The organism is Polyangium sp. 6x1, from assembly GCF_029946515.1.
GTDB lineage: Bacteria > Myxococcota_A > Polyangia > Polyangiales > Polyangiaceae > Polyangium.
In genome coordinates, this window is record NZ_JARZHH010000087.1 from 1 (window position 1) to 19,947 (window position 19,947).

Below are 19,947 nucleotides of genomic sequence, written 5' to 3' on the forward strand. Positions count from 1 at the left end.
CCGCTTCCGCCGGCGCCACCGCTGCCGCCAGCGCCGCCGCTTCCGCCGGCGCCACCGCTTCCGCCGGTTCCGCCAGCGCCGCCGCTTCCGCCGGCGCCGCCGCTGCCGCAGTTCGGCTGGGTGGCGCCGGACTTACAAGCGCCAAGCTCGCACGAATCGCCCTCCGTGCACGCATCGCCATCGTCGCATACCGTCCCGTCCGGGAAAGCGGCATCGGGAGGACAATTCACCGCCGCACCGTCGCAACTCTCGGCAGCGTCGCAAGCGCCCGCAGATGCCCTGCATGGGGTACCCGCCGCGATCTTCGTGTCCACCGGACAAGCAATCGACGCACCGTCGCAACTCTCGGCGACGTCGCACGCACCCGCAGATGCCCTGCATTCGGTGCCTGCTGCGACCTTGGTGTCCACGGGGCAAGCATTCGACGCGCCGTCGCAACTCTCGGCGACGTCGCAAGCGCCCGCAGACGCCCTGCATTCGGTGCCGGCCGCGACCTTGGTGTCCACGGGGCAAGCATTCGACGTGCCGTTGCACGTCTCCGCCACGTCGCAAGCGCCCGCAGACGCCCTGCATTCGGTGCCGGCCGCGACCTTGGTGTCCACGGGGCAAGCATTCGACGTGCCGTTGCAAGTCTCGGCCACGTCGCAAGCGCCCGCAGACGCCCTGCATTCGGTGCCGGCCGCGACCTTGGTGTCCACCGGACAAGCATTCGACGTCCCGTCGCAGCTCTCCGCGGCGTCGCAAGCACCCGCAGACCCGCGGCATTCGGTCCCTTGCGCAGCCTTCCCGTCCGCGGGGCACACCGTCGCGACGCCGTCGCAGCTCTCTGCCACGTCGCACGCTCCGCCCGACGCGCGGCATACGGTGCCCATGGCGAGCGCGCTGCACGTCCCGTCCAAGGCTGCGCCCGCCGCAGCGCTGCAAGCCTGGCAATCGTTTCCGACGCCGCCGCCGCACGCGCTGTCGCAGCACACCCCGTCGACGCAGAAGCCGCTCGCGCACGTGGCGCCCGAGGCGCAGGGCGAGCCATTGCCCACCGCCAGGACGAACACGTAGGCAGCGCCGGCGAGGGATACCTTGTCGCTGTCGAACAGGGCCCCCGCGAGCGCCGTGTCGCCCGACAGCGCGACCCAATAACCGAACTGGTCATCCGACGCTCCATCATTCGCCAGGAGCTTCCCCTGCTGGGTCCAGGCGCTGCCGCTGCGCAGGAACAGGTAGGCCGAGCCGGAGTCGTTCCCCTTGTCGTCATCCCGGTACGCGCCCAGGAGCGCCGTGTCCCCCGACAGCGCGACCGAATAACCAAGATAATCGGACGCCGCCCCGTCGCTCGCCACGAGCTTCGCCTCCTGGGTCCAGGCGGCGCCGCTGCGCACGAACACATAGGCAGAGCCGGATTCGGTCCCCTTGTCGTCGTCCCACGGGGCCGCCACGAGCGCCGTGTCCCCCGACAGCGCGAGCGACCAGGCGAGCTGGTCATTCGCCGCGCCGTCGCTCGCCAAGAGCTTCGCCTCCTGGGTCCAGGCGCTGCCGCTGCGCACGAAAACATAAGCAGAGCCGGAGCTGCTTCCATTGTCGTCGTCCCCGTACGCCCCCACGAGCGCCGTGTCCGCCGACAGCGCGACCGCGTTGCCGAAACCGTCGCTCGTCGCGCCATCCATCGGCACGAGCTTCGCCTGCTGGGTCCACGTGCTGCCGCTGCGCACGAAGACGTAGGCGGAACCGGAGCTGAAGCCCTTATCGTCGTCCTGCACGGCCCCCACGAGCGCCGTGTCCGCCGAGAGCGCGACCGAATACGCGAACCAGTCGTCCGGCGCTCCATCACTCGCCAAAAGCTTCGCCTGCTGGGTCCAGGTGCTGCCGCTGCGCACGTAGACGTAGGCAGAGCCGGCGTCGCTCCCCTTGTCGTCGTCGAGGCCGGCCCCGACGAGCGCCGTGTCCCCCGACAGCGCGATCGAGCCGCCGAATTGGTCGCCCGCCGCCCCATCGGCCGGCACGAGCTTCGCCTGCTGGGTCCACGTGCTGCCGCTGCGCACGAAGACGTAGGCGGAGCCGGAGCCTTGCCCCTTGTCATCGTCGAGCGGGGCGCCCACGAGCGCGGTGTTCGCCGACACCGCGACACGATGGCCAAAACGATCCGACGTCGCCCCATCACTCGCCAAAAGCTTCGCCTGCTGGATTCCGATCAGCGGATCGATCTCCACCGGATACGCCGCCCCCTCGTCGTCGACATGCAGCGCAATCCGCCCCGCCTCCACCGACATCCACGCCGGCAGCGTTTTGCCCTCCGCGTCCTTCACGAAGAGATCGGTATACGAGAGCGCCACCCGGCCTGCGTCGTCCACGAGCCGGATGACCTCCCCGCGCCCGTCGCCGTCGGCGTCGTCGAGCTCTGCGTGGAGCTCGCCGCCGAGCGCGAGCTCGACGACCTTCGTCCCCGCGCAATGGGGCGCGCGCTCGAGGACGAACCCTTGTTCGAGCCCGAGCGGGCCATTGAGGTACCACGCGGAGATTTCGGGATGCTCGTACGCAATGCGATTGCCCGTGGCCTTCGGCGGGGCCGCGGAGACCGGCATCGTCGCCCCCTCGCAGCCGAGCGCCGCCGTGCGCATTTCGAGCGACCAGGGCTCCTCGGTCGACGCGAGCACCACGCCCGCGCTGGAGAGCGTCGTCACGAAGCCCGCAGCATCGTTGTCCGCCTCGACGAGCTCCGGCCCGACCCACCTCGCGCCATAAGCCTCCGAGGCGCCCGACTGGACGGCATGAATGTAGGCCACGCGGAGATCCTTCGGCATTTCGGTCGACGTTGCAGGCGACGACGACGCCGAAGGCTCGAACGGGGAATCTGGAACGGAATCGGAGCCACACGAAGCGGCTACCGCCAGGAAGGCACCGGCGACCATGTGCCGGGGCCAAATAGGTGTCAACACGGCAAATCGAGACATGCGCGCACGTATAACGGCCGCTCGAAGAGCACGTCAAGTGGCGTTTGTGTGACGTATCGAGCCGTACGGCTTTCGATCGTTCGTGGCATTCATTCAAGGACAGTCGAGCGTATGAACCGCGCCGGCCACTTCATTCGTGAAGAGCCTGATCTGCGCTTTGACGGGCTGCGGATCGGCGCTCGTGGTCTTGCAGCAGACCGTGGCCGAGACCTCGTCCTCGCCGGTGACGCGTAGGCCCCGCGATCCTTCGGGCAGCTTGACCTTCGTGATGGGCGGCGTCGTCGCGAGCCATACCGACTCGCCCCGGTCGAGCTCGGGACAACGCAGGGTCAGCGCGACGCAGCGATGACCCCCGTCGCTCGCGGCGCTCTCGCTCGAGCTCGCGCACGCGGGCTTCATGTGGACCGGAGGATGCTTGATGAAATCGGGCTGCGGCTCGGCGTCGACCGCCGCGCCTCTCTCTTGCGGCGCCGTCGCTTGCGGCGCGCCGGAGGCGGATGGATGCGGCGTCGGCTTCGAGGATTCGTCGTCGCGCCGAGCGCAGCTCGCCGTGGCGAGGACGAAAAGCGCGCTCGCCGCTGAAAGCAGGCGCTCCGCCCTGGTTCGATGATGTCGATCGAGCACCGTGTTGCGAGACGTTCGAGACATTTGCTTCGGCACTACCACGCGCCTCTGCGGCTCGCTTCCCGTGCGACATCATGACGCACGGACGGCCTCGCCCGGCATGTTAGTCCTTCGCCCGAGCTTCGAAGGAGAACATGGAAATGAAACACACGCCGCTTACATTCTCGATCCTCGCGGGCGCGCTCGCGACGAGCGCCGCCGCAGAGGCGCACATCAGCGCGGTGAGCCCGACGCTCATTGCCGGCAAGACCACCGTCGTCGAGCTCAGCGTCGGCCACGGCTGCGAAGGCTCGGACACGTATGCCATCACGGTCGAGATCCCCAAGGGAATGATCTCGGTGCGCCCGATGTCGAGCGATTTCGGCAAGACCTCGCTCACGTACGACGCGGCGGATCCCGCGCTCGTGACGACCGTGACGTGGCAGAAGGACGACGCGGACGCCCTGCCCGGGGATACGAATTATTACAGGCTCGCGTTCCGCGCGAAGGCGCCCAGCGCGCCTTTCACGTCGATCTATTACAAGGTCCATCAGGTCTGCCGCGCCGCCGACGCGACGCTCTCGTATGCCGAGTGGGTCGCGTTGCCGGGCGAGATGGGCGAGCCCGCCGCCGCGCAGGCGATCGTCCCCGATCATCTGCCGGGCTGGAATAAGTACACCGTGCCCGCTGATATCGCGGACCTGAGCGTTTTCTTCAGCGACGCTCACATCGTCTGGCGGGGCACGGACGCCTACAGCTTCAATGACAACACCGTCGACCTCATCAAAGGCACGTCCGGCGTCACGTTGCTCTCGGCGGACGGCGTGAAGGCGAACGACGAAATCTGGGTCCGTTACTAGCCACGAAGGGAGCCGTCATGAAACGTTGGCTCTTTGTGGTGACCGCGCTGGCCTGTCTCTGGGGGTGCTCCGACGAGCCCTCGCAGAACACGAGCACCGGTAGCTCGGCGTCGTCGAGCGGCAGCGGCGGCGATGGCTCGTCGAGCTCGAGCTCCTCCGGCGGGGGCGGGGGGGCCGGCGGCGGACAGCCCACCGCGCTCGTCCCGTGCCTCGACGAGCGGGACGCACTTTTGAGGCCGCCGAGCGGAAAGCTTCCCTGCGAGTACGTCCCGCCCGGCCTCAGCCTCCCGCAGTAAAGCCGGCCACGGCGACGCCGGATGCGACAGAACGTCGCATGGTCGATCGCCCTGCGCTCGGCGATACTCCGTCGGCCCATGCGCATCCGGGATATTTCCATTCACCTGCTTCTGCTGGTCGCCGCGCCCTTTTGGGGGTGCACCCTCGAACCTTTCCCCGCCGTCGTTCCCGACAAGCCCGACGGTGGCGGGGGTTCTGGGGGGACCGGAGGCGATGGCGGCGTCATCGACCTCGGACCCAACGAGCTGCCCTGCGATGTGCGAGAGGTCGTCGAAGAGGTCTGTTCGAGCTGCCATTCTTCCCCGGTCGCGGCGGGAGCGCCCGCGCCCCTGCTCTCCCGGCACGATTTCCTCGCGCCGCATGCGAGCTCCGGCAAAACGGTCGGTGAGAAAAGCCTCGAACGGATGAAGTCGGCGGTTTTGCCCATGCCACCGCTTTCCGAACCTCCTGCATCGGCGGGGCAGGTGGCGGTGTTCGAGCAATGGGTGGCGGCGGGGATGCCGCCGGGGACCTGCGGGGCCATCCCCGCCAAACCTGCGGAGACCACGTGCGCGAGCGGCAAGACCTGGGATCCGAACGCGACCCCGACCGCGCAGATGAACCCGGGTACCGCGTGTCGCGCGTGTCACAAGACCCAGGCGTCGACCTTCAATTACTTCTTCATGGGCACGGTCTTTCCTGCGTTCCACGAGAAAGACCTCTGCATGAGCCCGCCGCCCCCCGGCGCGAAGGTCGAGATCCTCGACGCGATGGGCAAGGTGACGATGACGCTCACGCCGAACGCCGCCGGCAATTTCATGTCGAGCGCCGTCGCCGCGGGCGTGCCCGTCCCCTATACGGCGCGGCTCGTCGCGAATGGGGTCACGCGTTCCATGAATGCGCTCCAGACCGACGGGGATTGCAACAAATGCCATACCGAGCAGGGCGCCGAGGGAGCGCCGGGGCGATTGGTTTGGCCCCGCGACTACGACGCGCCACCCGCGCCGACGCCTCCCGTGCTGGTCGACCTCATCCCGATGGGAGACGCGGTCCACGTCGTGTGGACCGCGGCGGGCTGCGACAAGGTCCTCCTTTTCCGGAGCGAGAACGGCGGTGCGTTCTCGCTCGTCTACACGCTCGGAGGCAGCACGACCGAGCAGCACGACGACGGGGCATACTCGGCCGCGACCGTCTACTGCTATCGCGTACAATGCAAGGCGGGCGGGATCACGAGCGCGGATTCGAACGAGCTCTGCGAGAGCCCCTGACACGGCCTATCCAGATTCCGCTCACCGCCGATTCGCCCCCGAAAATCGAAGCGCGCGCCCCCCACGACCCGCCGTAGGTTTGCCTCCCTCGCGCTCGACCACGCCCCCGACGACCACGAAACGCATTCCCTCCGCGAGCCGATGCGGCGCGGTGAAGCTCGCGCGCTCGTGGATCTCGCCCGGCAAGAACACGAGCAGATCGGCCCCGCACCCCTCGCGCACGCAGCCTCGATCCCCTTCGAGCCCGAGCGTCCTGGCGGGCAAATCGCTCATCTTGCGTACGGCTTCTTCCAGGGAAACGAGGCGCTGCTTTTCGACGAGATCCTCGATCACCCGCGCGAATGCGCCAAAGCCGCGCGGATGCCGCCCGCCGCCGCCGCCGTCCGTGCCGACCATGACGAACGGATCGGCGAACAGCCGCGCCACGACAGCCTCGTCCATCACGAAGTATGCGGCCTCCGCCCCGTTGGGGCCGACGTCGATGAGGATGTCCTCGAACGGGACACGGCGCGAAGTGGCGACCTCTTCGAGCGTCCTGCCGGCGAATGCGCCCGTCCCGAAGAGCATCGCTTTCGGGCCATTGCGTTTCTCCACGCGGGCGCGCAAAAAGGCGGCGAGCTCGGGCCGCCGGCTCCGGAGCGCGTCGGCATACGAGGACGGCGGGCGCGCGAAGTCGGGGAAAAGGACGGCGAGCGAGGTGTAACTCGCCGTGTACGGATAAAGGTCCGCCGTGACGGAGAGCCCCGCGGCGCGGGTTTTTTCGATACGGGCGAGCAGGCGCTCGGCGCGGGCGGCGCCGTGGCCGAGGACGATCTTCAGGTGCGCGACGTGCGCGCGGGCCTTGGCCTTGCGGCACATCTCGAAGAGCTCGTCGAGCGAGGATTCGATCCGATCGTCGTCCTCGCTGCGGAGGTGGCTCATCACGACGCCGTCGCGCGCGCCGACGGGCTCGGCGAGGGCGACGAGCTCATCCATCGAGGCGCCGCGCCCCGGGTCGTATTCGAGGCCGGTGCTGAGGCCGAAGGCGCCGTCGTGGAGGGCCTGGGCGACGAGATCACGCATTCGCTGGAGCTCGGCAGGCCTCGGCTTCGTCAGGAGAGCGGCGCCGACGAGGCCGCGGACGGTGCCGTGCCCGACGAGGGTGGCGACGTGGACGCGGGGCCTGCCGGCGTCGATTTTCGCAAGCCAGGGGCCGATGCGCGTGGCGGGGCTGCGGCCGTCCTGGCCGACGACGAGCGTGGTGACGCCCATCGCGAGGGCATATTCGACGTCGCCGAGCGGATTGCCGTGGGAATGGGCGTCGATGAAGCCGGGCGTGACGACGGCGCCCGCGGCGTCGAGGGTCCGCTCGGCGCGCACGGAGGGATCGACGTCGCCCACGAAGGCAATGCGATCGCCACGGACGAGGACGTCCGCGCGGCGACGCGGGGCGCCCGAGCCGTCGATGACGTGGCCTCCGCGGATCGCGAGGCGGAAGACCTCGTCCGAGCGGAACGGCGGAGGCGGCGGCGGAGGCGCGGGCGGAGGCGCGGGCGGCGGCGACGACGCGAGCGGGAGCGTGTGCGGCGGCGGCGGCGCGGGCGGCGGCGCTTCGGGAGGCGGCGGCGCTTCGGGAGGTGGCGGCGCGGGGCTGCAGGCCGCGAGGAGCGCGAGCAGCGGGAGGGCAGGGAGGAGACGCTTTTGCAGGCGCGGCATCGCGGGGGCCCGGATGGTTTTTCCAGGCCCCCGCGGGATTGTCAACACGCGCTCAAGGCGTGCTCGTCGGATCGGCCGGATCGCTGCCCGCGACTTGCTCGTCGCCGTCGAGGAAGCCGTCGAGGTCGCGGTCGATGCCCATGCGAACGCCGGAGCCCGGAGGCGCGCACGTATACGTGAGCGCCTTGCCGTTCGCCGTCAGGACCGACTCCACCTGGGCCCTCGTGACGGGCGCGACCGAAGCGCGATCGACCAGGAATTGCCCGGTGCCGACGTACACCAGGCCGATCTCGTTCACGAGCCGGCCCTTGACGATGAGATCACACTCGCCCGCGTCGGCCCGCGCGACGAGCAGGTTGATGCGCGCCGACGTGACCGTCTGGTTGGCCTGGGTGAGCGTCACTTGCTGCCCCACGATCGGCGCCATGTTCGATTCGAACGCGAGCTGGTAGTCCACCATGTCGAGCTTCGCCTGGTTGCCCGCCGGCGTGTTCGGGATGCCGGCCGGGTTCAGCGGGCCCTGGTCGAAGCCGCTGACGAACGTGAAGAGCTCGGGCACGGTGCCGTCGTGATTGAGGCCGAAGCCGCGGACCTGGTCGCCGAGGAACGGATCCGGCGCCCGATTGCCGCTCGTGAAGCCGGCGCCGAACATGCCGACCTTCGTGTATGCATTGCGCAGGTGCGGGACCTTGAGGATCTGGGTCGTCGCGTCGAACGAACCAAAGCCGGCGGTCCCGAAGAACCCGGGGAAGGCGTCGCTCGGGTTCGCCTCGGGATCGACGCGGTGACACGCCTCGCAGGCGCCCTGGGACGCGACGTTCTGGGTGAAGAAGAAATCGCGGCCGGCTTGTTGCGACGGCGTGAGCGAGTTGTCGAGGTTGCGGACCGGGTTCGGCGGATACGTGACCTGCAGGACGAAGTCCGTGAACTTCTGCATCTGCTCGGCGGAGAGCGTCGCATTGCGGCCGAGCAGATCCACGAAGGCCCCGTTGAACTTCTTGAAGGCCGCGTTCTCGTCGAAGGTCCCGTCGTCCGGCTGCGACGAGGCCTCGTCGTTGCCGCCCGTGCGGTCGCCGCGCCAGTGCATTGGCCCGTGGTTCGCCATGCCGCGCAGGCTCTGCGTCGTCATCGGCCCCTTCATCGGATGGAAATCGGGGTTCTGGCCGAAGGTCGGATCATCGGTTCCGAAGACGGGGACGAGCTCGGGCTTGACCGGGACGAACGGGCCGGGGTTGTTCAGGACGAGCCCGTCGGGATTGCCGAGATCCCAGGCCATGCTGTCGAGATCGCCGAAGACGTGACAGCTTCCGCACGCCGCCTCGCCATTGCTCGACGAAAGGCGCGCGTCGTAGAGGAAGGCACGCCCCTCGATCACGCTCTCGGGCTCCGGGCTGTGCATCGAGACGTGCCCGATCTCCGTCTTCGTCGTCGTGTTCACGATCGCGATCGAATTGTCGAAGCGGGTGAGCACGTACAGGCGTCCGCAGTCCTCGTCGAGCACCATGCCCGTCGGCCCGCCGCCGGAGAGCTCGATCTGATTCGCGGTGCTCGGCACGAACGTGTCGTTCTCCAGCGCGGCCGTGTCGTACACGCCGATCTTCGACGAGGCGAACGCCGCCACGTAGAGCTTCGCGCCGTTGCTCGACACGGCCATCCCGACCGGCTGCGAGAGCGTCTTCTGGTTCACGGCGGCGGGCGCCGGATACGCGTCGTAATCGATGTGCTTGTTGAGGTGCCGCGGCGCCGGAGCGCCCGAGCCGAGCACCGTGATCCGGCTCTCGTGCAGGTGGCCGCGCAGCGTCTCGCCCGCGTACGTGCCCGGGCCCTCGAAGCGCAGGTCGTTGCGGGCCTCGGTGTTGCTGACGTAGACCTTCCCGTTCACCGGGTTCACGGCCATGTTGTAGAGGATCGTGCCGACACCTGTGTAATAGCCGGACGAACCCGAGAGCTGCGCCGGGGGATTTGCGTTCGCGTCGATCACGAACACGTCCTTGTCCGGCAGCGAGAAGCGCACCGCGCTGTCCCAGGAGCGGCCGACGACGTCCTTCCAGTGCTCGCCGTCGTGCTTGACGATGATGCCGACCTCGGGCGCGGGCACGCCCTGGGCATTCGTGTTCGGCCCCGGAACGCCGCCGGCCGCCTCGCCGCCGTCGGGGACTTGCAGCTCGCTGAGGGCCGCGGTGCGGTTGCCGGAGTGGAAGGCCGCCGCATAGACGCGCGAGCCGTCGGGCGTCACCGCGAGCGCGCGGGGCGTATCGCTGAAGAGCGTGAGGATGTTGAGGGGCGCGCCGCCGAGCGTCGCGCCGAGGTTTCCGGCGTCGAACACCCACACGTCGGCGCGGCCGACGCCGGGCGTCGTGAGCTGCGGATTGTATGGCACGTTCTGGCCGCGATGGGCCGTCGTGATGAATGCGCGGTTCTTGCCGGGTCCGGCGAACACGATGTCGCGCGGCTCGTCGCCGACGAGCAGCGTGCGCACCACGGCGCCCTGGTAGCCGAGCGGTCCGATCTTCACGACGCTGACGCTGTCGGAGAGGTGATTGACGACCCAGACCTCGTCATCCGAGCGCGCGGCGACCGCGACCGGCTCGAGCCCCACCGGAACGGAGCCGCGGTGGGACAGGCCAGAGGGCTCGACGCGGAAGATCTCGAGGCGATTGTCCGGGGTATTGACGGCGAACAGGAACTTCTTGTTGGGCGACAGGGCGACGGGGCGGACTTGCCCGCTCTCGAAGAGCGTGTAGGGCGTATCCGCGGACGCCTCTGTGCTCGCCGAGAGGCCCGCGAGGAGCGGCGCGACAGCGAGAATGGAGAGGATCGGGCGGCGAAATGGCCGGATCGCCGCCGGGGGGCGCATGAACGGCATGGGACCTCCGTGCACGAAATGGAGTCGCTCATCGCGAGCAGGCGATGAGTGAATAAAAAGGAAGGTCCACCTTATCCCGGTGTTCCAGATTTGTAAAGGTCCAGATGTTACGCAGGTCCGTTCTTACGCTTGCAGGCAAGTTTCTGACGGTTTCGGGGGGACGCCTTACACCAGGTCAGGCGCGGCCCGAAGGGGGCCGATTGACGAATTTTCAACACTTCGACGACGCACGGACGCGTTCGAGGTAGGCGACCAGGGGATCACCGTCCACGACGAGCGGCACGGTGCCGATCGCCTCGATCCACGAGAGGACGCCGACCAGCATGAAATCGGCATACCCCGGGTCTGGTCCCGAGAGGAACGGCTGGCCCTGGTGGGTGAGCGTCAGCCGGACCGGGTCGAAGCCCGCGCGCATCGCGTCGAGCCGCGCCTCGCGGCCGGCCGCGGCTTCCTCCAGCGTGCACCCGAGCCTCGCCTCGCGGGTCGCGCGGAAATGGCCGCGGTCCTTTTCGAGGACGAGGTCGTGAATGTCCTTCACGTAGAACCGCACGACCTGCTGGAGCACGCTGGAGAACAACCAGGCCTCGAAGAATCGGCAGAGGCCGCGCTCCTCCGGCGAATGAAAGAGCGGCGGGCGATCGGGGTAGGCCTGATCGAGGTAATCGGCGATGGCCCACGAATCCCCCACGACGTGGTCGCCGTCCTTCAGGATCGGCACGGTCTTGAACGCGCCACCGTGGAGGGCGGGGATGTCGGTCATCGCCACGGGCACCGTCTCGAACGCGAGGCGCTTGTGCGCGAGGGCGAGCTTGGTTCGAATGCAGAAGGGGCTCGGGCGTCGATCGCCCTCGGCGACGAGATCGTAAAGGAGGATGGTCATGGGGTTTCTCCGCTTCAGGCCTCCGTCGGGGGGCGTTTTTGCTTTTTCTTTCGGCGCCTCGGCCTGGGTTCGGCGGTCGAAATCAGCGCCACCGAAGGATCCCGGTACGGGCCGAGATCACCCGGGTCGGGCAGGGGCTCGTTCGCCACGGGGCGCCCCGCGGCGTCGAGCACGAGCGTGTGGTCGTCGGGCGGGCCGACCGTCTCGCGCCAGGGCTCGGCCGGCATGAAATCGGCGGGCGCCTGCCCCATCAAGCCCGGCAGCGGGATCGCCCCGTGCGCCGAGCGCCCGAGCCGCGCCCCGATCTGCCGCGTCTCCTCGGGGATTTCCTTGCGTCTCAGGCGCGCGACGAACGTGTACACGCCAAACACGAAGACCAGAAAGACGAGAATGCCCATGTGCTCCCCCAGGCCGGTCGGCCCGCTCCCATCGGGGACTCTACACGGATTTTCCCGTCCGGAATAGAGATGTCAGGGGGCGATCAAGGGCTTTTCGTCGACGCGTCCGCGAGGGCGCGATCGAGGGCCACGGCGAGGGCGCGCCTGCGCGCGGGCGCATAAAAGCTGCCGAGCTTCTGGGCCGAGCCGTGGCCCGTGAAGGTGCGCCCGGCGCGCTCCACGGTCACGTCGACCGAGAGTTTTTCGTTGTCGATGACCAGGCCGAAGAGCCCGAAGAGCATCCCCATGGCCGCGATTCCATCGTCTCGCATGGCGTCGTAGATGGAGGACCTCTGCTCCAGATCGATACGCACGCGCACGCGCGCCCCCTCCGAGGCCCCAGGCCGAGCGCGGGCGGCCTTGCTGAGGATTTGCACCGTGTCCTGCCAGATGTCGGCGGGCGTGTCGGTGTCGTCGCGGGTCGGGTCGTGGTCCACGATCCTGATTTCGTCGACGTCGAGATCGGCCGCCGAAAACGCGAGGGAAGGGGGGATGTGCGTGGGCGGGACACGATAAGCGCAGCCGGAGGCGCCCAGGGCGACGGCGAGCAGGAGGAGGGCCGGCGTCACGCGGATCATGGGGACATCATGACGCCGCGGAGCGGGGACGGGAAGGGGCATTTCGGCCATCGAAGCCGCTGCGAGCCGACGCGGACGGAGGCCGGCGAGCGGTTCCTGGATGCGATCGAGGGCAACCTCGAGGAGCGGCGCCTGAACGAGGCTCCGCGCGCTACAGCCCGGGCGGCGCGTATTCGCACACGTAATGGTATTCGTACGTGCAGTTGTCGTCGTTCCACTCGCCGGTCACGTGGTACATCTCGACGCAATCCTCGGAGGCGTTGTAGTCGTCCGGTTGATTTTGCTGCCAATGGGTGTACGCGAGGGGCTCGCCGTTCCCCCACACGAACGTGCCTTCCGTGTCGATGTCGGTCAGCCCGAGCCAGCGGGGGAGGAGGATGGCCTTGTCGATCACCGTGCCGAACAGGAAATCTTGCTCGGCCTGGCTGGTCACCGTGACCATGTAGCCTCCGCTCGTGGCGCAGGCCTGGAGTGCATTGGCGAAATTCGTCTTCTGCGCAGTGAACTCGGCATAACAGTGGTTGTTCCCGGACCACTTCTGCTCGCCCTCCAGGCATTTCACCGCGCAGCCATCGCAGCGGTCGGTCGGATCGGCGTTCGCGTCGTCGCACTCCTCACTGCCGGCGAGGATGCCGTCGCCGCAGACGGCGCCGCCGCCTGCCCCCGCTCCACCGCCATCGCCCCCTGCGCCGCCCGCGACCTCGCCCGAGCCCCCAGCGCCTCCGTTGCCTCCGCCGCCGCCCGTCGCGGAGCTCGACGGTTCTTGCCCGCCTCCGTCTCCGCCGCTGCCGCCGTTCCCGGCCGCGCAGCCCCACGCGCCAAGCGACATCCCCAGCACGAAACTTCCAAGAACGAATGCTCGAACGTTGCTCATGACCCACGGACGAAAACAGAGAGCGTTTTTTGCGGACTTTTTCGCCGACGCGGCCCACGGCCGCGTGCCCCCGTCCTCACGGGCGCCCTGTCCTGCTGCGCCGCAACACAAACAAAGCCGAAGACCAAAAGTCCTTGATCTTCATGACCGTTTGGCTATGTTGCGGTGCAACAAGTCGTGCGCCCTCCGCTCCTCTCCTCCGCCGCGCAGTACCTCAGGCCGCCGAAGATGTACCACCTCTACGAGCTGCAGCGGGCGCTGATCGAGCCGCTCGCGCACCTGGCCGGGGTCTCGGCCGAGGCGCTGCGGCACCCGAGGAATCCCCTGTCGAAGTGGCCGCACGTGCGCGCGCTCGGCGCGAGCCAGGCCCTCTTCCACCGCCTCGGCAAGCGGTACCCCAAGCAGCCCTGGGGGATTGACGAGGTCGACGTCCGCGGCGTCAACGTCTCCGTCGCCGAGGAGGTCGTCGTCGCCGAGCCTTTCTGCAAGCTCATCCATTTCGTGCGCCGCTCCGAGGATCCCGAGGTCGCGCGGCGCCTCGCGAGTGATCCCAAGGTCTTCGTCTGCGCGCCGCTCTCCGGGCACCATTCGACGCTGCTCCGCGACACGATTCGCACGCTGCTCCAGGACCACGACGTCTACGTCACCGACTGGCTCGACGCGCGCGACGTGCCCCTCACGGAGGGAATTTTCCACCTCGACGATTACGTGCACACCGTCATGCGCTTCTTGCGTTTGCTCGGGGCCGGGTCGCTGCACGTCGTGTCCGTTTGTCAGCCGACGGTTCCCGTCCTCGGCGCCGTTTCGTTGCTCGCGCAGGCGGGCGAGGCGACGCCGCGCTCGCTCACGCTCATGGGCGGGCCCATCGACGCGCGCAAGAGCCCGACGGAGGTGAACCTGCTCTCGACGAGGCACCCGTATTCGTGGTTCGAGAAGAACATGATCCACAAGGTCCCCGGCCCCTACGCGGGCAAGGGACGGCGGGTCTATCCCGGGTTCCTCCAGCTCACGGCGTTCGTCATGATGAACCCGAAGAACCACTGGAAGGCGAGCTTCCGGTACTGGATCGACGCGCACAAGGGTGAATCCGGCGCCGCCGCGCGCGAGATGCACGAGCGTTTCTACGACGAGTACAACGCGGTCCTCGACATGGACGCCGCGTATTACCTCGAGACCGTGCGGGTCGTGTTCCAGGAGTTCGCCCTCGCGCGAGGGACCTGGGACGTGCGCGGCGTGCGCGTGCAGCCGGCGGCGATCAAGGAGACGGCGATCTTCACGATCGAGGGCGAAAAGGACGACATCTCCGGCCTCGGACAGACGGAGGCGGCGCACGGGCTTTGCACGGGCGTCCCGGCCGAGAAGCACAAGCACCACGTGGCCAAGGGCGCCGGTCATTACGGCATTTTCTCGGGCCGGAAGTGGCGGGAGAGCATCTATCCGCAGGTGCGCGATTTCATCCGCGCCCACGGCGGCTGACGACGGCGCCCCGGCGTCACCGGAAGAACGACCGCTGCTGAAATCGTAGGCCGTCCAGGATCTGCTCCACGCGCGCGTCGGACAGCGCCCCGATGCGCGCGCCGAGCCGCGTTTTCTCCACCGAAGAGATCTGCGATACGATCACGACGCTGCGCTTCGGCAGGTCCCCTTCGCCCTCGTCGAGCAGCACGTTCCCCGGCTCGCTGGCTCGGTTCAGGTTCGACGTCAATGCGCACACGACCACGGTGTGGACGCGTGCGTGATTGAAGACATCGTCCTGGACCACCACATGAGGGTGTGGATAGCCGGGGATCGACCCGCGCGATTCCTCCGGCTCGATCCAGAAGAGGTCACCTCGGTTGATCGTCGCGGGAGCCGATGCCATTCGTGTTCCTGTTTCCGTGCTTGCGGGAGCGCCTGCGCAAGGCGATCCCGAGGGCCCATGCGATGAGCGCGCCCGGCGCGAGCGACGCCGCGCGCGGGGCGCCCGCGACCTTGCATCCGCACCCCTCGTCGCTCGTGGAATCACGCCCGCCGGAGCCGGATGCCGCGCCGCCGTCGCCCCCCATGCCGCCGGCGCCGGGATTCGACCCGCCGTCGCCCCCCATGCCGCCCGCGCCGGGATGGGACCCGCCGGAGCCGGAGCTGCTGCTCGCACCGCCGCCGGAGCCGGATCCGCCGCCCGAGCCGCTCTGGCCCACGGGCTCACACCACTTCATCGCGACATTGCACACGTAGTCCGGGGCGCACGCCGTATCGTCCGTGCAGCTCGTGGCGCATTTGCCTCCGACGCACGCATATCCTTCCACGCAGCTCACTTGCGTCCCCGGGGCGCACGTTCCGCTCCCGTCGCATTGTGAGGGGTTCGTCTGCGTGGTGCCGGCGCAGGCGCCGGCCGCGCACGGCGTGCCCGCCGCATACACCGAGCAAGCGCCGGACCCATCGCATTGACCGTCGAAGCCGCACGTCGAAGGCGGCTGCGCCGCGCACTCGTCGTCGGGATCCGAGCCGGTCTTGATCGGTCCGCATTGCCCGTCGGCCCCCTGGCCTTTCTTGGCGGCCGTGCAGGCCTCGCAGGATCCCGCGCAGGCCGCATCGCAGCAGACGCCGTCGACACAGAAGCCCGAGGCGCACGCGGAGCCGGCCGCGCAGGGCACACCGGGCATCCCCGGCGGCTTGCAGGCCCCGCCGAGGCAAAGGTTGCCGGACAGGCACTCGTTGTCGTTCGTGCACGGATTCTTGCACGCTCCCGTCGAGCAAACGTAGGGCGCGCAATCCTTGCCCGCCGGATCGCTCACGCACTGGCCCATGCCATCGCAGATCTGCCCTTTGACGACGTTGCCCTGACAAGCCGAGGCCCCGCAGGAGGTCCCCTGCGGATGGAGCTGGCAGGCGCCCGCGCCATTGCACTGGCCGTTCTGCCCGCAGCTCCCGGCGGCTTCGAGCGCGCATTCGTTCTCGGGATCCGTGCCGCTCGCGATGGGCCCGCACACGCCGTCCGCGCCCGCGCCCTTTTTCGCCGCGGAGCAAGCCTCGCAGAGGCCGGTGCACGCCGTGTTGCAGCAGACCCCGTCGACACAGGCCCCCGATTGGCACCAGACGTCGCTCGCGCACGCTGCACCATTGGCGCTGAGCTTGCCGCAGACGCCGCCGACGCACACGTTGCCCGCCGCGCAATCGGCGTCCGCCGCGCAGGTCGTGTTGCACGCCCCCGCCACGCAGGCATACGGCGCGCAGCCCGTGGCGGCGCCGGCTGCGGTGCACGTGCCCATGCCGTCACACGCATTCGATTGCGCGGCGCCGCCCACACAGACCGCTCCGCACGCCGTGCCCTGCGCGTGAAGCTGGCAGGCGCCCGCGCCATTGCAGCTCCCCGTCGTGCCGCAGGTGCTCGCTGCTTGATTCGCGCACTCGTCGTCCGGATCCGCGCCCGTCGCGATGGGACCACATTCGCCGTCGACGCCGGCGCCTTTCTTCGCCGCCGTGCAAGCCACGCAGGCGCCATTGCACGCCGTGTTGCAGCAGACGCCGTCGACGCACGAGCCGCTCGCGCACTGGGCGCCGGTCTGGCAGGACACACCATTCACGCCGAGCGTCGGATCCGTGACGAGGCGGGCCCAGACCCGATCGCCGCCGTAGGGCTGCGCGGTCTCGAAGCGCTGGTAGACGAGGAGCGCCTCCTTGGAGGGACCTGCGGCGATCGCAGGGGCGAGCTCATTTTGCGCCGGATCATTCGCGAGCACGATGCCCGTCGTGTCCGTCACGACGCCGCCGGGCGTGAGGCGCGTGCCATAAAGATCCTGGCGGCCGCCCACCGCGCGGTCGTCTTGCCAGACGACCCAGTATTGCGTGCCGTCCCAGACCGCTCGCGCCGCGCGCTGGGTGTTCGTCGCCGTCGAGATGCCGATCCCCATCGCGTCGAGTACGGCGCCGCTGTCATTGACGCGCGCGCCACGAACGTCGGCATTATTGTCCCACGTGACCAGCCAGTCGACACCATTCGACGTGACGGAGGCGTTGTTCTCGCTCGCGGAGGTGGCCGCGACGTTGATGGCAAAGTTGCCCGTGTCGAGCACGGCGCCGGCTTTCGTCAGGCGCGCCGCGGCGATGTCGTACCCCATCGCCCCGGGCCTCGACCACGCGATGAGGTAGTTCGTCCCATTGTAGGCCACCGCGGACGTGGTGCCGCCGCCCGTCGAAACTTGAATTCCCGAGCCATCGAGCAGCGTCGCGGCCGGGGTGACGCGGCGCGCCCAGATCTCGGCGTTCGTGGCGTCTTGCCAGGTCACGAGCCAGTTCGTCCCGTCGGACGACACCGCGGGGGTGCTTTGGCTTCCGCTGGCGTTCGCGATCGGCAGCCCTGACGGATCCTGCACGCTGCCGGCGCCGCTGACGCGCGCGGCGTAGACGTCGTCGCTACCGGCGCGGCCATCGGTCCAGGCGACGAGCCAATCGGCGCCGAGCGCGGCGACCGATGGATAGGATTCGCTCCCCACGGCCTGCGAAATCGCGAGCCCGCTCGGATCGAGCACCGTCCCGCTCGTCGTCAAGCGGGCCCCGTAAATGTCCGTCGTCGTGCCCGGGCGCCGATCCTCCCAGACCGCGAGGTAATCCGTCCCATTGAAGGCCACCGCGGGACGCAGCTCCGTGTTCGCCGCGCGGGAGAGGATCTGGCTCGTGGCGTCGACCTTGGCGAACGTGTTCGAGACCCGAAGCCCGAAGACGTCGGCCGGGTTGGTGGAGCTCGTGTTCCGCGTGTCCCGGAACGCGACGAAAAAATTCGTCCCGTCGTGCGCCGCAGCCGCGAGCGTGCTCGACCCCGGCTCCGCGACGAGAGCCGTCTTCGGGATCGTCACGTTGCCGAGCGAATCGACCATCATGCCGTAGATCTCGCTCGTGGTCTCCGAGAAGACGCCGTACCCGCTGCCCGCGAAGACCACCGAGATGCCGGCGCCGTTCGCCGCGAGGTATTTGCCCGAGCTCGTGTCGAGCACCGCGCCCGCATTCGTGATGCGCTGGCCGTAGATGCCGCTGTCCCGCCATGCGGCGAACCAGTTCGTGCCGTCGGAGGCGACGTCGAGGTCGCTCGTGTTGCAATAGGAGCAGATCGTGAGGTTCGAGGCGTCGAGCAGCGCGCCCGCGGGCGAGACGCGGCGGCCGTGGACGTAGTTGAAGCTCGCGTCGAGGTTGTCGAACACCACCAGATAGTTCGCCCCGTTGAACGCGATGCTGATGTCGTCGAGGTAGATGTTGCTCGTCGCGATCGTGAACTCCGGGTTCATCGTCCCATCGGGCGCGATCAAACGGCCATAGAGTCCGTAACTGCGCCTGTAGGCGACGAGATGGTGCGTCGTGCCGAACGCGACGGCCGCCGGTCCCTCTCCCCCCATTGCGCTCGCCGTGGCAACGGGGATCCCGCTGGAATCGAGCACGGCGCCGCCGTCGCTCACGCGGGCGGCGTAGATGTCACCCTGGGCGTCTTGCCGCATGTCGGTCCACGTGACCATCCAGTTCGTCCCGTCGTACGCGACGTCGGGCTTTTGCTGCACACCCGCAGCGCCGGAGATCAGGATGCCGGAGGTATCGAGGATCGTCCCTGCGCTCGTGACACGGACGCCATAAAGGTCATCCGTGCCCGTGCGTCCGTCCCGCCAGACGACGAGGTATTTCCCATTTCCGAACGCAACGGCCGCCTCCGTTTGATTCCCGGGCGCCGGGGACTGGATTTCCTGGTCGATCCCGAATTCGGGTCCGATCACCGGGTCGAGTACGGCCGGGAAAACGCTCTCGTCGAGCGCGCGTTCCGGGACACGCAGTACGATGTGCCCCGCCTCGAAATCGACGGGCACCGAAGTTTTCTGGCCACGCGCGTCGATCCACGTCGCGACCCCGTAACGGACGCCGAGGCCCGTCGCCGGATCCACGAAATGAAGCCCCGTCTCGGTTTCCTTCGAAAATGTCTCTCCCGAGACCGCGATCCGGACTTCGAGATCCCCACGGCCCTCGGGCTTCGACGCAAAGGAAAAACTCTGCTCGACGCCCTGCTCGGTGTTTTCGAGGTGCTCGACGACGTCGCCGTGCGTGATGGCGACGCGCGCGTTTGGATCGAGGTCCGCGCGCGCGCCGGGCGCGCCCTGCACGGAGGCGCCGCCGCGCTCGATCGACGTCAGGGTCGCGACGAAGGCGGCCCCTTTCACCGCATCGCGCCCGGGCGCCTCCCCGGCGGGTTGGTAGGGCGCGACCTCGAACGACCGCGCATTCGCGCGCACGGCGTACGTCGTGTGGCCCCCGTGGAACGAATCACCGTCGCGGCGAAACGCGAAGTGGACGCGTCGCATGACATCACCGAGGCCGAGCTGCCCTGCCGCGGGCGCCGGTGCCGGCGCGTGGCTCGGAGACGCGTTCGTCGCCTGCGCGCCGTCCTCGGGCCCCCGCTCGTTCGTACACCCGAGCGAGGCGCTCATCAGGACCAAGCCCAAGGCCGTACGCGTCGCGCGCGGCCGCGATCGAACCAGGGACCCGAGGGGAGAGGACGCTCGCCGAACCGTGAACATGCCAGTTTCCTCGCAGGATGTTGCCGAGCCCCGGGCCTTCGAACCGAGGCGCGCGCCGATCTCGCCCGCATGAGGAGCCAGGTAAGGCAACCTGTCAACGGGAAATACGAGCTGCCCCGACGCGTCGGGCTGCCG

At 68.7% G+C, this 19,947-nt stretch carries 14 protein-coding genes; 4 read left to right on the forward strand and 10 right to left on the reverse strand.

Going from position 1 to position 19,947, the window contains the following annotated elements:
- Both QHF85_RS43785 and QHF85_RS43790 read right to left on the reverse strand, forming a co-directional pair.
- On the reverse strand, nt 1-2,777 hold a 2,777-nt coding region (locus tag QHF85_RS43785; RefSeq protein WP_348652809.1), incomplete at its 3' end, for a hypothetical protein.
- A 261-nt stretch (nt 2,778-3,038) separates the two neighbouring features.
- Entirely contained in the window at nt 3,039-3,593 is a 555-nt protein-coding gene (locus tag QHF85_RS43790; protein ID WP_281333440.1) for a hypothetical protein, read from the reverse strand.
- Nucleotides 3,594-3,709: 116 nt separating this feature from the next.
- On the opposite strand from QHF85_RS43790, the gene QHF85_RS43795 reads away from it, so the two are divergent.
- The 3 genes from QHF85_RS43795 (at nt 3,710) to QHF85_RS43805 (ending at nt 5,952) form a co-directional block, all read left to right on the forward strand.
- Nucleotides 3,710-4,408 (forward strand): DUF1775 domain-containing protein, encoded by a 699-nt coding sequence (locus tag QHF85_RS43795; protein ID WP_281333441.1) that lies wholly within the window; start codon nt 3,710-3,712, stop codon nt 4,406-4,408.
- A gap of 17 nt (nt 4,409-4,425) precedes the next feature.
- Nucleotides 4,426-4,704 (forward strand): hypothetical protein, encoded by a 279-nt coding sequence (locus QHF85_RS43800; protein ID WP_281333442.1) that lies wholly within the window; start codon nt 4,426-4,428, stop codon nt 4,702-4,704.
- A gap of 426 nt (nt 4,705-5,130) precedes the next feature.
- Complete coding sequence (locus tag QHF85_RS43805) at nt 5,131-5,952, forward strand: hypothetical protein (RefSeq protein ID WP_281333443.1); 822 nt, start codon at nt 5,131-5,133, stop codon at nt 5,950-5,952.
- Nucleotides 5,953-5,973: 21 nt separating this feature from the next.
- On the opposite strand, the gene QHF85_RS43810 is transcribed toward QHF85_RS43805, so the two are convergent.
- The 6 genes from QHF85_RS43810 to QHF85_RS43835 all read right to left on the reverse strand — a co-directional run bounded on the left by QHF85_RS43810 (nt 5,974) and on the right by QHF85_RS43835 (nt 13,282).
- Complete coding sequence (locus tag QHF85_RS43810) at nt 5,974-7,647, reverse strand: amidohydrolase family protein (RefSeq protein WP_281333444.1); 1,674 nt, start codon at nt 7,645-7,647, stop codon at nt 5,974-5,976.
- Nucleotides 7,648-7,699: 52 nt separating this feature from the next.
- Nucleotides 7,700-10,504 carry a beta-propeller fold lactonase family protein gene (locus tag QHF85_RS43815; protein WP_281333467.1) on the reverse strand — a complete coding sequence of 935 codons (2,805 nt, stop codon included), beginning with the start codon at nt 10,502-10,504 and terminating at the stop codon, nt 7,700-7,702.
- Between the two features lie 220 nt (nt 10,505-10,724).
- Nucleotides 10,725-11,393: a glutathione S-transferase N-terminal domain-containing protein gene (locus QHF85_RS43820; RefSeq protein WP_281333445.1), complete on the reverse strand. Its 669-nt coding sequence runs from the start codon at nt 11,391-11,393 to the stop codon at nt 10,725-10,727.
- A 14-nt stretch (nt 11,394-11,407) separates the two neighbouring features.
- Nucleotides 11,408-11,791 (reverse strand): hypothetical protein, encoded by a 384-nt coding sequence (locus QHF85_RS43825; protein WP_281333446.1) that lies wholly within the window; start codon nt 11,789-11,791, stop codon nt 11,408-11,410.
- Nucleotides 11,792-11,874: 83 nt separating this feature from the next.
- Nucleotides 11,875-12,408 carry a hypothetical protein gene (locus QHF85_RS43830; protein WP_281333447.1) on the reverse strand — a complete coding sequence of 178 codons (534 nt, stop codon included), beginning with the start codon at nt 12,406-12,408 and terminating at the stop codon, nt 11,875-11,877.
- A gap of 151 nt (nt 12,409-12,559) precedes the next feature.
- Complete coding sequence (locus QHF85_RS43835; protein WP_281333448.1) at nt 12,560-13,282, reverse strand: lectin-like protein; 723 nt, start codon at nt 13,280-13,282, stop codon at nt 12,560-12,562.
- Between the two features lie 228 nt (nt 13,283-13,510).
- Between QHF85_RS43835 and phaZ the strand changes: the two genes are divergently transcribed.
- Nucleotides 13,511-14,758: a polyhydroxyalkanoate depolymerase gene (gene phaZ / locus QHF85_RS43840; RefSeq protein WP_348652810.1), complete on the forward strand. Its 1,248-nt coding sequence runs from the start codon at nt 13,511-13,513 to the stop codon at nt 14,756-14,758.
- Nucleotides 14,759-14,774: 16 nt separating this feature from the next.
- On the opposite strand, the gene QHF85_RS43845 is transcribed toward phaZ, so the two are convergent.
- Entirely contained in the window at nt 14,775-15,143 is a 369-nt protein-coding gene (locus QHF85_RS43845) for a type II toxin-antitoxin system PemK/MazF family toxin (protein ID WP_281333450.1), read from the reverse strand.
- Nucleotides 15,109-19,722: a hypothetical protein gene (locus tag QHF85_RS43850; protein ID WP_281333451.1), complete on the reverse strand. Its 4,614-nt coding sequence runs from the start codon at nt 19,720-19,722 to the stop codon at nt 15,109-15,111. The genes QHF85_RS43845 and QHF85_RS43850 overlap by 35 nt, the downstream gene beginning before the upstream one ends.
- Nucleotides 19,723-19,947 lie beyond the last annotated feature (225 nt).

Excerpts from the sequence above, each read along its gene's own strand:
- QHF85_RS43800 (WP_281333442.1), top strand. The coding sequence starts at position 4,426 with ATGAAACGTTGGCTCTTTGTGGTGACCGCGCTGGCCTGTCTCTGGGGG.
- QHF85_RS43790 (WP_281333440.1), bottom strand. The coding sequence starts at position 3,593 with ATGTCTCGAACGTCTCGCAACACGGTGCTCGATCGACATCATCGAACC.
- phaZ (WP_348652810.1), top strand. The coding sequence starts at position 13,511 with ATGTACCACCTCTACGAGCTGCAGCGGGCGCTGATCGAGCCGCTCGCG.
- QHF85_RS43850 (WP_281333451.1), bottom strand. The coding sequence starts at position 19,722 with ATGAGCGCCTCGCTCGGGTGTACGAACGAGCGGGGGCCCGAGGACGGC.
- QHF85_RS43815 (WP_281333467.1), bottom strand. The coding sequence starts at position 10,504 with ATGCGCCCCCCGGCGGCGATCCGGCCATTTCGCCGCCCGATCCTCTCC.
- QHF85_RS43825 (WP_281333446.1), bottom strand. The coding sequence starts at position 11,791 with ATGGGCATTCTCGTCTTTCTGGTCTTCGTGTTTGGCGTGTACACGTTC.
- QHF85_RS43810 (WP_281333444.1), bottom strand. The coding sequence starts at position 7,647 with ATGCCGCGCCTGCAAAAGCGTCTCCTCCCTGCCCTCCCGCTGCTCGCG.
- QHF85_RS43845 (WP_281333450.1), bottom strand. The coding sequence starts at position 15,143 with ATGGCATCGGCTCCCGCGACGATCAACCGAGGTGACCTCTTCTGGATC.
- QHF85_RS43830 (WP_281333447.1), bottom strand. The coding sequence starts at position 12,408 with ATGATCCGCGTGACGCCGGCCCTCCTCCTGCTCGCCGTCGCCCTGGGC.
- QHF85_RS43820 (WP_281333445.1), bottom strand. The coding sequence starts at position 11,393 with ATGACCATCCTCCTTTACGATCTCGTCGCCGAGGGCGATCGACGCCCG.
- QHF85_RS43805 (WP_281333443.1), top strand. The coding sequence starts at position 5,131 with ATGCCACCGCTTTCCGAACCTCCTGCATCGGCGGGGCAGGTGGCGGTG.
- QHF85_RS43795 (WP_281333441.1), top strand. The coding sequence starts at position 3,710 with ATGAAACACACGCCGCTTACATTCTCGATCCTCGCGGGCGCGCTCGCG.
- QHF85_RS43835 (WP_281333448.1), bottom strand. The coding sequence starts at position 13,282 with ATGAGCAACGTTCGAGCATTCGTTCTTGGAAGTTTCGTGCTGGGGATG.